Raw genomic sequence first — 12,994 nt, 5'->3', positions numbered from 1 at the left:
GCATCACATCAAACCGCGCCTTTACAACGGATAGTGCTTCAACTCCCGCGCAATCAGCATGCGCTGAATCTCGCTCGAGCCCTCATAGATCTGGGTGATCCGCGCATCGCGGTAGTATCGCTCCACGGGGTAGTCTTCCAGGTAACCATACCCACCATGCACCTGGATGGCCTTGGAACACACCCGTTCGGCCATCTCCGAAGCAAACAGCTTGGCCTGCGAAGCCTCGCTCAAACACGGCTTGCCCGCACTGCGCAAACGCGCCGCATGCAGTATCAACAACCGCGCCGCATTGAGCTGTACCTGCATGTCGGCCAGCAGGTTGGCCACACTCTGGTGCTCGTTGATCGGCTTGCCGAACTGGATGCGGTCACGCGAATACACCAGCGCCGCCTCGAACGCCGCACGCGCAATGCCCAGCGCCTGAGCCGCAATGCCGATACGCCCACCCTCAAGGTTGGACAGCGCGATCGCCAGGCCCTTGCCACGCTCGCCCAGCAGGTTGGCTGCCGGCACACGGCAGTTGTTCAAGGTCACCGCACAGGTGTCCGAGGCGCGAATGCCCATCTTGTGTTCGCTGCGATCGACCACGAAACCTTCGTTGTCGGTCGGCACCAGAAACGCCGACAACCCTTTCTTGCCCAGCTCCGGGTCGGTCACCGCAAACACGATCGCCAGGCCCGCGCGCCGCGCATTGCTGACGAACTGCTTGGACCCGTTGATCACCCACTCGTCACCCACGCGCTCGGCACGGGTGCGCAGGTTGTGCGCCTCGGAGCCGGCCTGGGGTTCGGTAAGGCAGAAGCAGCCGATCACCTGGCCGGTGGCCAGACGCTCCAGCCAGGTCTGCTGCTGCAGGTCGCTGCCATAGGCGAGCAGGGGGCCGCAGCCTACCGAGTTGTGGATGCTCATCAACGCCCCGGTGGCGCCATCGCCGGCGGCAATCTCTTCCACCGCCAGTGCATAGGCCACGTAGTCGGTGTAGCTGCCGCCCCATTGCTCGGGCACCACCATGCCCAGCAAGCCCAGCTCACCCATCCTGGCCACCACGCCATCGTCGATCCAGCCGGCCTTTTCCCAGGCCTGGGCATGCGGGGCGATCTCGTTACGGGCGAAGTCGCGCGCCATGTCGCGGATCATGATCTGTTCTTCAGTCAGTTCCAGGTCTTGCATGTGCGTACTCCGGCCCTCACAGGCCTTCGAAGAATTGATCCACCCGCGAGCGTGAAAGCTCGGCGACGGTGGCGGGGTTCCAGCGAGGCTGCTTGTCCTTGTCGATGATCAGCGCGCGTACACCTTCGATCAGGTCGCCGTGCTCGAACCATTGCCGGTCCAGGTGCAGCTCCATCGCAAAGCAGTCCTCCAGGCTCAGGTGGCGCCCGCGGCGCAGCATCTCCAGGGTCACCGCCATCGCCAGGGGCGAGCGCGTGGCCAGCAGGTCGGCGGTCTTGAGTGCCCATTCGTGGCTGTCGCCGACGGTCACGGCACGCAGTTGCTCGATGATGCTGGCCACATCGGGCAACGCGAAGAAGTGGTCGATGGCCGGGCGCAGCGCAGCCAGGGGAGGGTTGTCCAGGGCCTGGGTGCCCAGCCTGGCCAGCACGCCCTGCAGGTCCTTGAGCGGGTGTTCGCTCCATTTGAGCGTGTTCAGGCGTTCATCCAGGGTGCTCAGCCTGGCGCTGTCGACGTGCCAGTCGGCCAGCCCGCAGTACAGCGCGTCGGCCGCCTGGATCTGCACGCCGCTCACCCCCAGGTAGGTGCCCAGTTCACCGGGGATGCGCGACAGGAAATAGCTGCCGCCCACGTCCGGAAAGTAGCCGATGCCGGTTTCGGGCATGGCCAGGCGGCTGCGCTCGGTGACCACACGCAGCTCCGCGCCCTGGGCCAGGCCCATGCCGCCGCCCAGGGTAAAGCCGTCCATCAGGGCAACGATGGGCTTGCGGTAGTGATGAATGCACAGGTCCAGCGCGTACTCCTCCACGAAGAAGTCGCGGTGCAGGCTGTCGCCTGCCTTGAAGCTGTCATGCAGCGAACGGATGTCGCCGCCGGCGCAGAAACCCTTGGGGCCTTCGCCACGCAGTACCACTGCGTGAACCTGCGGGTCGACGGCCCAGGCGTCGAGCTGCTGCTGCAGCTGACGCACCATCGGCAAGGTCAGGGCGTTGAGGCCGGCGGGGCGGTTGAGGGTCAGATGGCCTACATGGTTGCGTACGGTAGCCAGTACGTTGGTATCGACCGGGGAATGCGCTTGCGCGGTCATCGCTGTCTCCCTGCTTTGTTATTGATTTTCCACATGATTTGTCGCGCCGTGGAGATGAATTCAAGGATCGTCGGATCGTAACAGTGCAATTTTGCCCATTACAATCGACAAAACTGCAGTGCCTGTCTGCATTTTTGCATGGTGGTCTCGGCCATCCGGAGCGGGTGCTGGCACTTTAGCCTTGTGACACTGGCGGACACAGGATTAGTTCCCCGGTGCCTGGCACCTCGCGCCTCGCCAAAGCAGCAGCGCCTTGCCCCCAAGGCAGCGTAGGGCGCGCGGCGCCGCTTTTCGATAATCGCCTCCGACAACCGTCCACCCGTTTGCGGAGAGCGTCATGCACAACAATAAGAATGCCCATACACGTTTCCTGCCCTTGGTGGCGAGCCTTGCCGCGCTGGGCCTGACCCCGCTGGCCCAGGCCGAGATCATGCTGTACGACAAGGACGACACGACCTTTTCCACCGACGGCTACATCAACGCCTTCTACGTCAACAGCAAGGTCGACCGTGACGGCGAGCAGTTCGACCGTCGCCAGTCCCGGGTCAAGATGGGCTTTCTGCCCAACTACCTGGGTTTCAACATGACCCGTCAGATCGACGACCTCAAGCTGGGCGGGCGCGCTTCGTTCTGGGTCACCATCAACGACAGTGAAACCAACGGCACCGACACGGCCATCGACGTGCGTCAGTTCTACGGCACCGTGACCAATTCGGAGTGGGGCGAGGTACTGATCGGCAAGGACTTCGGCCTGTTCGCCCGTTCCAACATCCTGCTCGACGAGCTGCTGGCCGGCTATGGCCAGGTCAGTGACACCCTCGGCCTGGTGGACGGTGGCGGTGTATCGTTCGGCAACATCGGCACCGGCTACCCGTACCCGTTCCCCACTGCGCAGATCACCTACCGCACCCCGGTGATGGATGGCCTGCGCATCGCCGTGGGCATCATGGACCCGGTCGATACCAACGATGACAGCGCGGTGGGCAAGGCCTACCAGAAGAATCCGCGCACCGAGAGCGAGATCACCTACCAGTTCGACCTGGGGGGCGCCAAGATCTACAGCTGGATCAACGGTGGCTACCAGACCTCGGACAACACCGACCACAACGTCGACTCGGTGACCTCCAAGGGCCTGGGCTATGGCGTACAGGCCAAGATGGGCGCCTTCTCGCTGACCGGTTCCGGCTTCACCGCCAAGGGCATCAACCCGTTCTTCACCAACAACGCCGGGGAAGCCACCTTGCGCGAGGTCGACAGCAAGGGCTACCTGATGCAGGGCTCGTACAAGTTCGGCAAGAACCGCCTGGCGTTGTCGTACGGCAAGACCAAGGACGACGGCAACGGCGCGGTCAACACCGGTGCCGACTACGAGACCCGCGGCATCGCGCTGTTCCGCGACATCAATGCCAACCTCACCCTGGTAGCCGAATACAACCAGTTCGAAATCCGCGGGCATGAGGGCAGCAGCCAGAACGAAGACACCGATACGCTGGCCCTGGGTGCCGTGCTGACCTGGTAAACCGCGTCGCCCCCTTCGCTGGCAAGCCGGCGCCCACAGCGATGCCACTGTTCTTCATGTCAGTGGCAAACCTGTGGGCGCCGGCGTTCCAGCGAAAGGGCCCCCCCCTTGCAAACCTACAACCAATGCCACCCCCACCCACTACCCAAGTAGCATTCGACCCCCTCCAGCCCCTTCGTACACTGGGCCCATCCGTTAAAGCCCCCGCCGGAGGCCGTCATGCACCACCCCCCCGCCGAGGGCATTGTCAGTGCCGTCTCGCGCGCCAGTGTCGCCGAAGAGGCCGCACAGGACCTGGCCCGTCAGCTGCTGCACCCGCACCTGGGCTTCGTGCTGTTCTTCTGCTCCGCCGAATACGACCTGCCAGCCCTGGCCCACTCGCTGCAACAGAGCCTGGGCGGCATCCGCCTGGCAGGCTGCACCAGCGCCGGCGAAATCACCCCCGAAGGCTACGGCCGCGGCTGCATCACCGCGCTGGGCTTCGATTACCGGATGTTCTCGATTGCCGCCGAACTCATCGCCCCCATGCAGTACTTCAGCCTGATCGACGCGCAGCAGATGGTCGAGCGCCTGGTGGGCGACTGTCGCAGCAACACCCTGGCCCCGATCAAGGGCCACAGCTTCGCCCTGACCCTGCTCGACGGGCTGTCCAGCCGTGAGGAAACCGTGCTTGCCGCCCTCAGTGCCGCCCTGGGCGACATCCCGCATTTCGGCGGCTCGGCCGGCGACGACAACTACCTGCACCACACCCATGTGTACTTCGACGGCGCCTTCCACAGCAGCGCTGCCGTGGTGCTGCTGGTCAATACCTGCCTGGATTTCGAGGTGTTCACCACCCATCACATCCAGCCGCGTCAGGAAAAGCTCGTGGTCACCCGCGCCGACAGTACCCTGCGCCGGGTCTACGAGCTCAATGCCGAACCCGCCGCGCAGGAATACGCCGCGCTGATCGGCGTGCCCCCCGAACAGCTCGACCACCGCACCTTCGCCGCCCACCCGCTGGCGGTGCGCATCAACGAGCGCTACTACGTGCGGGCCATCCAGCAGGTGCACGACGACGGCAGCCTGAGTTTCTACTGCGCGGTGGAGAACGGCATCGTGCTCACCGCCATGCGCCCCGGGCCCCTGCTGCCCAACCTGAGCGCGTTGTTCGACGGCTTGCGCGAACGCCTCGGGCCGTTGCTGCTGACCATCGGCTGCGACTGCTTCCTGCGCCGCCTGGAGCTGGAAGGCAGCGCAGAGTTCGAAGCCGTCGGCGCCTTTTTGCAGCAGCAGCCTGTGGTGGGGTTCAACTCCTATGGAGAACAGTTCAATGGCATGCACATCAACCAGACGTTCACCGGCGTCGCCATTGGCCAGCCCCGTGCACGCCGTGGACATTGACCAGGCCGCGCTGATCGCCCGCTTGCAGCATGAAAACCGCAAGCTCAGCCGTATCAACGCCGCCCTGATCGAACGCCAGGAATCGGGCGCCGCGCGCCCGGACGACTCCTATGCGGCGTTCCAGCACTCGGTGGTGCTGGCCGAGCAGGTGCGCGAGCGCACCGATGCGCTGAACCAGGCCATGGCCGAACTCAAGGCCAGCAACCACCTGCTCAGCGATGCGCGGCTGCGCGCCGAAACCGCGCACCAGTACCTGGTGGACGCCATCGAAAGCATTTCCGACGCCTTCGTGCTGTTCGACCCGCAGCAGCGCATCGTGCTGTTCAACCAGCGCTTCAAGGCGTTCTGGGCCAACAGCCGCATCCGCATCATCGGCGGCATGCGTCTGGCCGAGATCAAGCGGCTGATGCAGAGCACCGGGCTGTTCTGCGAAGAACAACGCGGCCCCAGCGCCGAGCACATGGTGTACCGCCTGCAGGGCGGGCGCTGGCTGCAGGTCAGCGAGCGCCCGACCCAGGGCGGCGGCTGCGTGATGCTGTTCACCGACATCACCCAGATCAAGCTCAGCGAAACCCAGCGCCGCGAACAGGCCGTGGCGCAGAAGTCGCACCTGCTGCAGCGTGCGGTCGACAACCTGTCCCAGGGCGTGGCCATGGTCAATGCCGACGGCGTGCTGGAGTTGTGGAACCGGCGCTTTCTGGAACTCAGCGGGCTGGCCCCGATTGCCGCCCATCGCGACTTTGCCGAGGTGATCGCCGACAGCGAGCTGGCCTTGCTCACCCCGGCCAGCACCGATGCCAACGGGCGCAGCATCCATGAACTGGAGCAGCGCCTGTTCGACGGGCGCATGCTCGAAATCCGTACCCATCCGCTGCCGGCCGGCGGTTTCGTCAACACCTTCACCGACATCACCGAGCGCTATCAGCATGCCGAGGCGCTGAGCGAGAGCGAGCGCTGGATCCGCCTGATCACCGACCACGTGCCGGCGCTGATCGCCTACCTCAACGCCGACCTGGTCTACGAGTTCACCAACAAGGTGTACGAGCAGTGGTACTGCTGGCCGCGCGGGGTAATGCTCGGCCAGAGCCTGCGCGAGGTGCACAGCGCCGAGCATTACCAGCGCCTGGAGAGTTACGTGGAGCGGGCACTGTCGGGCGAGAGCGTGACGTTCGAGTTCGCCGAAACCAACGCCCACGGCCAGGAGCGCTACATGCTGCGTTCCTATGTGCCCAACCAGCTGGCCAGCGGCGAGGTGGTGGGGATCTTCGTGCTGATCCGCGACATCACCGAACGCCGGCGTACCGCCGAAGCCCTGCACCAGGCCTACCAGAACCTGGAGTTGCGGGTGCGCGAGCGCACCGCCGAACTCACCCAGCTCAACCAGCAACTGCTGCGCGAAATCGAAGAGCGGCGCCGCGCCGAAGCGCGCCTGCGCGAGGCCAAGCAGGAGGCCGACCAGGCCAACCTGTCCAAGACCAAGTTCCTTGCCGCGGTCAGCCACGACCTGCTGCAACCGCTCAACGCCGCGCGCCTGTTCACCAGCGCGCTGCAGGAGCAGAACTGTGCAAGCCCGGCGCTGGTGCGCAACGTCAGCAATTCGCTGGATGACGTCGAAAGCCTGCTGGGCACCCTGGTCGACATCTCCAAGCTCGATGCCGGGGTGATCAAGGCCGATGTCGCGACCTTCGCCGTCAGCGACCTGCTCGACAACCTGGCCGCCGAGTACGCCCATGCCGCCGCCAGCGAAGGCTTGCGCATGAGCTACGTGCGCAGCAGCCTGCGGGTGCGCAGCGACATCCAGCTGCTGGCACGCATCCTGCGCAACCTGCTCAGCAATGCCATCCGCTACACCCCGCAGGGGCGCCTGATGCTCGGGTGCCGGCGACGTGGGCAGCGGGTGTTCATCGAGGTATGGGACACCGGCATCGGCATCGCCCCCGACAAGTGCGCCGAGGTGTTCCAGGAGTTCAAGCGCGGCGACCTGCAGCGTCCCGACCAGGATCGCGGCCTGGGCCTGGGCCTGGCCATCGTCGACAAGATCGCCGGCATTCTCGGCCACCGCGTGCACCTGCGCTCCACGCCGGGCAAAGGCTCGGTGTTCTCCATCGAGGTGCCGCGCAGCAAGCGTGCGCCCCGGCGCGAGCCGCAACCGTCACAGGTCGAGCCGCTGACCGAACGCCTGGACGGCGCACGTATCTGGGTGGTGGACAACGATGCGGCGATCTGCGCGGGCATGCGCAGCTTGCTGGAGCAGTGGGGCTGCTCGGTGGTCACCGCCCTGAGCGAACAGGACCTGGCCCGCCAGGTGGCACTGGACAGCGAGTGGGCCGACCTGCTGATCGTCGACTATCACCTGGACAACGACCGCAATGGCCTGGAGGCGGTCGGGTCGATCAATACGCAGCGGCACACGCCGTTGCCGGCCCTGATGATCACTGCCAACTACAGCGTGGAGCTCAAGCAGCAGGTGCGCGACCTGGGCCACAGCCTGCTGCACAAACCGGTGCGGCCGATGAAGCTCAAGGCCGCCATCAGCCACCTGATCGGTTGCGAACTCAGCGTGGCTGGCGCCCGCTGACGAAGTGCGCTGCGTCGTTGTAGCCGTGGGTGGAGGCATGCCCGGGGGTAACCAGCGAATCGATGAAGGCTTCGTCTTCGGCGGTGATCTTCACCTGCAGCGCACCGCCATAGGTGTCCCACTGCGCTTCGGTGCGCGGGCCGACGATGGCGGAGCTGACGTGCTGGTTGTTGAGCACCCAGGCAATGGCGAACTCGACCATGCCTACGCCCTTGGCCTGGGTATAGGCGTGGATCTTCTGCGCGATGGCCAGTGACTCGCTGCGCCATTCGGTCTCGAGGATGCGCTTGTCCTGGCGCCCGGCGCGGCTGTTGGCGTCCGGGGTGGCGTCGGGGGCGTACTTGCCGCTGAGCACCCCACGCGCCAGCGGGCTGTAGGGCACCACGCCCAGGCCGTGAAAGGCTGCAGCGGTGAACTGCTCGGTTTCGGCCTGGCGGTTGACGATGTTGTACAGCGGCTGGCTGATCACAGGCTTGGGGATACCCAGGCGTTCGGCCAGGTTGCACACCTCGGCGATGCGCCAGCCGCGAAAGTTCGACACGCCCCAGTGACGGATCTTGCCCTGGCGCAGCAGGTCGCCGATGGCTGCCACGCTGACCTCCAGCGGGGTGGCGTGGTCTTCGCGGTGCAGGTAGTAGATGTCCAGGTAATCGGTGCCCAGGCGCGTGAGGCTGGTGTCGATGGCATTGAAGATATGCTTGCGGCTCAGGCCGCTGCGGTTGGGCAGGCCGTCGACCGGGCCGAAGCCGACCTTGGAGGCCAGCACCCAGTCGTGACGGTGGCGGGCGATGGCTTCGCCGACGATTTCTTCGGAGCGGCCGGCGTTGTACACGTCGGCGGTATCGATGAAATTGATGCCCTGGTCCCAGGCCTTGTCGATGATACGCAGCGAGTCTTCGGTGCTGGTCTGCTCGCCGAACATCATGCTGCCCAGGGTGAGGGCGGAAACCTGCAGGCCACTGCGGCCCAGGGGACGGTAGATCATGCTCGAGCATCCTTTTGCGGGAGGGGGTCGAGCTGTTTTACAGGGTTGAAAGCTTCGTCGGCAAGGCCGGCTCCCGCACAATCGTGTGAACGGCCCTCAGGCCCGTAGGAGCCGGCCTTGCCGGCGAAGCGGTCGTCAGCTGGAGCGCGACACCCGCAGCGCCACCAGGCTGCCCACCACGATCAACCCCGCCAGCGAATACAACGCCACGTCGGTCGAGCCGGTCTGGTCCTTGATCCAGCCCACCAGGTACGGGCTGAGGAACCCGGCCATCTGGCCCACCGAGTTGATGATCGCCAGGCCCGCCACCGCAGTGCCCGCAGTGAGCAGGGCAGTGGGCATCGGCCAGAACATCGGCAGGCCGGTGAGCGCGCCCATGGTCGCGATGCTCAGGCCCAGAATCGCGATCACCGGGCTGTGGGCGAAGTTGACCGCCATCAGCAGCCCCACCGCGCCCATCAGCATCGGCACCACAAGGTGCCAGCGCCGCTCGTTGCGCAGGTCTGCCGAACGCCCCACCAGCAGCATGAACAGCCCGGCCAGCAGGTACGGGATGGCGCTCAGCCAGCCGATCAGCAGGGCATCGTCGAAACCCATGTTCTTGATGATCGATGGCAGCCAGAAGTTGATCGCATACACGCCGCTCTGGATGCAGAAGTAGATGAAGCCGAAGGTCCAGATCAACGGGTTGGCCAGCACCGACAGCAGGCTGTCGCTGGCGGTTTTCGGCTTGGCCGCCGCGTCAGCGTTCAGGTCGGCCTCAACCGCCTGGCGCTGCGCCGGGGTCAGCCAGCCGGCCTTGGCGTAGCCATCGCTGAGCAGCACGATCGCCAGACAGCCGAGCACCACGGTAGGCACGCCCTGGATCAGGAACATCCATTGCCAGCCGGCCAGGCCGCCCTGGCCGGCGGCGAAGTGGTTGAGAATCCACCCCGAGAACGGCCCGCCCAGCAGCCCCGACACCGGGATCGCCGACATGAACAGCGCCATGATGCGCCCGCGCCGCTGCGCCGGGAACCAACGCGAGAGGTACAGCACGATACCCGGGAAGAACCCCGCTTCGGCGGCGCCGGTGAACAGGCGCAGCACGTAGAACTCCATGGGGGTGGTGACGAACAGCAGGCAGGTCGACAGCGTGCCCCAGGCGATCATCATCAGCGCGATCCAGCGCCGTGGCCCGAAGCGGTTGAGCGCCAGGTTGCTGGGCAGGCCGCACAGCACGTAGCCGATGAAGAAGATGCCGGCACCCAGGCCGTAGATGGTTTCGCTGAACTTCAGCGCGTCGAGCATCTGCAACTTGGCGAAGCCGACGTTGACGCGGTCCAGGTAGTTGAACAGGTAGCAGATGAAGATGAACGGGATCAGCCGCAGGGTGATGCGCCGGTACAGCGCGTTGCGGTCGATGTCGTGGCCTTGGTCAGGGGCAGGGCGGTATGACATGATTCTCTCTCTGTTTTTATGTTTATCGCCGCAACTGCGTCGAGGCAGTTGTCATGACGAGTCTGTTTGAGCCAGAGGACGCTGTCTTTGTGCTTTTGCACAGCCTTTGCGCTGCACCGCTGTGCCCTCGACCAACCATTGCGACCACAAGGATCCGCCCATGTTCGAGCTCGACCACGACCTGGCACAGGATATCGTCGACCGTGCGATGGCCATTCTGCCCTACAACGTCAATGTCATGGACAGCCAGGGGTTGATCCTGGGCAGTGGCGAGGCGCAGCGTATCAACACCCGCCACGAAGGCGCGCAACTGGTGCTGGCCAACGCGCGCATCGTCGAGCTCGACGAAGAGGCCGCCAGATGCCTCAAGGGCGTGCAGCCGGGTGTGAACCTGCCGCTGCTGCTGGACGGGCGCCTGATCGGCGTGCTCGGCATCACCGGCGACCCGCAGCAGGTGCGCACCTACGCCGAACTGGTGCGCATGACCGCCGAGATGCTGCTGGCCCAACGGCACCTGCAAGTGCAGCAGCAATGGCGCAAGCAGCGCTGCGACGACCTGCTGGCCTTGCTGCTGGGCGGCAACGGCGACGCCACCCGGCTGGTGGACGAGGCTCGGCAACTGGGTCTCAAACCCCAGCTCACGCGTATCCCGTGCCTGTTCGAGCTGGAGGAGGGCCCGGCGGCCGAGCCGCTGGCGGCCTGGCTGATGCTGCGCTACCCCGACAGCTGGTGCGTGAGCCCGGCACGTCAATCGTTGCTGTGGTGCCGCCCGGCGACGGTGGCGCTGGACGAACAGCGCCTGCTGGACAAGATGCAGGCCCAGGGCTGGACCGTGCAGCGCCTGGCAGTGGCTGGCCCGGCCGAAGGGCTGGACAACCTGCGCCGCGGTTATCGTCGGGTGCGCGACCTGCTTGCCTACGGGCGCGAGGTACTGCCCCGCCAGCGCCTGCTGACCCTGGCGCGCTATCGGCTGCCGGCGCTGTTGTGGCGTCATCGCAACGACGATGCACTGGACGAACTGCTGAAACCGCTGCAACGGCTGCGTGCCAAGGACAGCAACGGGCAGCTGCTGGCCACCCTGCGGGCCTGGTGCGCCCACGACGGGCAGAGCCAGGCGTGCGCCGAGGCGCTGGGCATTCACCGCAACAGCTTGCGTTACCGACTGGAACGGGTGGCCGAGTTGAGCGGGGTGGACCCGATGCGGCTGGAAGGGATGCTGAGCCTGTACCTGGGGTTGCAGTTGTTGCCCGTGAACAGTTGATTGCCTGTGCGGGCCGCTTGGTCGGTGCATTGTCCAACTGAACAAATAACCCTGCGCCCGCCTGTGCATCCGACCGACGCCCGCCGCCGGCGCAACTGTCAGCATGCAGCTCATCTGGATAAGGAGCACACCGCATGAAAATCGTCATCGCCCCCGACTCGTTCAAGGACAGCCTGAGCGCCGAAGACGTGGCCGCTGCCATCGCCCGGGGGCTGGCCGATGCCTTGCCACAGGCCGAGCTGGTCAGTTGCCCGATGGCCGATGGCGGCGAGGGCACCCTGCAGGCCCTGGTGGCGACCTGCAGCGGCGAACAGCGCAGCCTGCAGGTGCAGGGCCCGCTCGGCTCACCGGTACTGGCCCACTGGGGCTGGTTGGCCGACAGCCACACCGCCATCATCGAAATGGCCCAGGCCAGCGGCCTGCAACTGCTCGGCCTCGCCCAGCGCGATGCATGCCGCAGCAGCACCTATGGCACCGGGCAGCTGATCGGCGCGGCGCTGGATGCCGGGGCACAGCGCATCATCCTGGCCATCGGCGGCAGTGCCACCAACGATGCCGGCAGTGGCATGCTGCGAGCGCTGGGGCTGCGGCTGTTCGATGCCCAGGGCGCTGAACTGGCACCGGGCGGCCTGGCCCTGGCGCACCTGGCCCGGCTGGACAGCAGCGGGCTGGACCCGCGCCTGCTCGACGTGCAGGTGGAGGTGGCCGCAGACGTCGACAACCCGCTGTGCGGGGCCAATGGTGCCTCGGCGATCTTCGGCCCGCAAAAGGGGGCGAGCCCCGCCCAGGTCGCCTTGCTCGACCATGCACTGGGGCACTTTGCCGACCATTGCGCCGGCCTGCTGGAGGAAGACGTTCGGGCGTTTCCGGGCTGTGGCGCAGCGGGCGGCATGGGCTTTGCGGCCAAGGCCTTCATGGGCGCGCAGTTTCGTGCTGGGGTCGAAGTGGTGGCCGAGCTGGCCGGGCTGGAGGCGGCGGTACGCGGTGCCGACCTGGTGATCACCGGAGAGGGGCGCTTCGATGCGCAGACCCTGCGCGGCAAGACCCCGTTCGGTGTGGCGCGCATAGCCAGGCGTCACGGCGTGCCGGTGGTGGTGATTGCCGGCACCCTGGGCGAGGGCTACCAGGCGCTGTATGAGCATGGCATCGATGCGGCATTTGCGTTGACCAGCGGGCCGATGAGCCTGCAGCAGGCGTGCGAGCAGGCGGCGCCGCTGCTGCGTGACAGGGCGCGGGACATCGCTCGGCTGTGGGCCTTGCACCAGGGTCTGTAACAAGCCCATTACTGCTTCGCCGGCAAGGCCGGCGCCTACAGACAGCGGCCAACCTGTAGGCGCCGGCCTTGCCGGTTATATACATAGATCAGCAACTGGCAACTGTTCGCCTGGCAACACCCTCCCGACACTAGCCCTCGAATACAACACCCGATTACTTGCCGCTTTATAACTAAACCCCTTTAAACAAGGCACTTCGCCAGTTGGCACGCTCGCTGCAATAGTCCCTGTGAGATTGACTATACCAATAGAAACTCGCCTAATTTTAATCAGGTGGGGAGCAAGACCTTGAAA

At 65.6% G+C, this 12,994-nt stretch carries 9 protein-coding genes; 5 read left to right on the top strand and 4 right to left on the bottom strand.

Going from position 1 to position 12,994, the window contains the following annotated elements:
- Positions 1-21: 21 nt before the first annotated feature.
- Together FW760_RS03755 and FW760_RS03750 are read right to left on the bottom strand one after the other, a co-directional pair.
- Entirely contained in the window at positions 22-1,173 is a 1,152-nt protein-coding gene (locus tag FW760_RS03755; protein ID WP_043860156.1) for an acyl-CoA dehydrogenase family protein, read from the bottom strand.
- 16 nt (positions 1,174-1,189) lie between these two features.
- Positions 1,190-2,260: an enoyl-CoA hydratase/isomerase family protein gene (locus tag FW760_RS03750; RefSeq protein WP_043860155.1), complete on the bottom strand. Its 1,071-nt coding sequence runs from the start codon at positions 2,258-2,260 to the stop codon at positions 1,190-1,192.
- 337 nt (positions 2,261-2,597) lie between these two features.
- Between FW760_RS03750 and FW760_RS03745 the strand changes: the two genes are divergently transcribed.
- From FW760_RS03745 to nahK, 3 genes are all read left to right on the top strand, one after another.
- Positions 2,598-3,779 (top strand): porin, encoded by a 1,182-nt coding sequence (locus tag FW760_RS03745; protein WP_043860154.1) that lies wholly within the window; start codon positions 2,598-2,600, stop codon positions 3,777-3,779.
- Positions 3,780-3,998: 219 nt separating this feature from the next.
- Entirely contained in the window at positions 3,999-5,162 is a 1,164-nt protein-coding gene (gene nosP / locus FW760_RS03740; RefSeq protein ID WP_054914528.1) for a nitric oxide-sensing protein NosP, read from the top strand.
- Positions 5,092-7,740 (top strand): hybrid sensor histidine kinase/response regulator NahK/ErcS', encoded by a 2,649-nt coding sequence (gene nahK, locus FW760_RS03735; RefSeq protein WP_078481000.1) that lies wholly within the window; start codon positions 5,092-5,094, stop codon positions 7,738-7,740. The genes nosP and nahK overlap by 71 nt, the downstream gene beginning before the upstream one ends.
- On the opposite strand, the gene FW760_RS03730 is transcribed toward nahK, so the two are convergent.
- Together FW760_RS03730 and FW760_RS03725 are read right to left on the bottom strand one after the other, a co-directional pair.
- Positions 7,718-8,725 carry an aldo/keto reductase gene (locus FW760_RS03730; protein ID WP_043862758.1) on the bottom strand — a complete coding sequence of 336 codons (1,008 nt, stop codon included), beginning with the start codon at positions 8,723-8,725 and terminating at the stop codon, positions 7,718-7,720. The two genes, nahK and FW760_RS03730, sit on opposite strands and share 23 nt — an antisense overlap.
- Positions 8,726-8,860: 135 nt before the next feature.
- A complete protein-coding gene (locus tag FW760_RS03725; RefSeq protein ID WP_078480999.1) occupies positions 8,861-10,165 on the bottom strand; it encodes an MFS transporter in 1,305 nt (434 codons plus the stop codon).
- A 160-nt stretch (positions 10,166-10,325) separates the two neighbouring features.
- Between FW760_RS03725 and FW760_RS03720 the strand changes: the two genes are divergently transcribed.
- Together FW760_RS03720 and FW760_RS03715 are read left to right on the top strand one after the other, a co-directional pair.
- Positions 10,326-11,426 carry a sugar diacid recognition domain-containing protein gene (locus FW760_RS03720; RefSeq protein WP_446443599.1) on the top strand — a complete coding sequence of 367 codons (1,101 nt, stop codon included), beginning with the start codon at positions 10,326-10,328 and terminating at the stop codon, positions 11,424-11,426.
- A gap of 134 nt (positions 11,427-11,560) precedes the next feature.
- Positions 11,561-12,700, top strand: a complete 1,140-nt coding sequence (locus FW760_RS03715) for a glycerate kinase (RefSeq protein ID WP_302099008.1) — start codon at positions 11,561-11,563, stop codon at positions 12,698-12,700.
- Positions 12,701-12,994 lie beyond the last annotated feature (294 nt).

Source organism: Pseudomonas sp. 1176_21, assembly GCF_052850635.1.
This window is presented reverse-complemented; position numbering and strand designations above follow the sequence as displayed.